Origin of the sequence: Hymenobacter coccineus (genome assembly GCF_001816125.1) — a bacterium.
Lineage (GTDB): Bacteria > Bacteroidota > Bacteroidia > Cytophagales > Hymenobacteraceae > Hymenobacter > Hymenobacter coccineus.
This window is the reverse complement of the sequence record NZ_MDZA01000340.1, coordinates 1-244: the sequence shown is the minus strand read 5'-3', so window position 1 is coordinate 244 and position 244 is coordinate 1. Positions and strand designations below refer to the sequence as shown.

The 244-nt window shown below is 73.4% G+C and carries 1 protein-coding gene; it reads right to left on the bottom strand.

All coding sequences use genetic code 11. The features are described from left to right. The coding region (locus BEN49_RS30610; protein WP_162276477.1) for a hypothetical protein at nt 1-216 on the bottom strand (216 nt) is incomplete at its 3' end. Between the last annotated feature and the right edge of the window lie 28 nt (nt 217-244).

Below are 244 nucleotides of genomic sequence, written 5' to 3'. Positions count from 1 at the left end.
GCTGGGCCGGGGCCGCGCACGGGGTAGTTCGTCTCGCCCCGCGGGCCGGCCGAGTAAGGCGTGCGCTCCATGAGCAGGGGGTAGGGGTGGGCCCGGTCGCACGTCCTGGTACACAAAAATGTACTTCTCCTCGCTCAGCTCGGCGGCTGGGCCGGGGCCGCGCACGGGGTAGTTCGTCTCGCCCCGCGGGCCGGCCGAGTAAGGCGTGCGCTCCATGAGCAGGGGGTAGGGGTGGGCCCGGTCG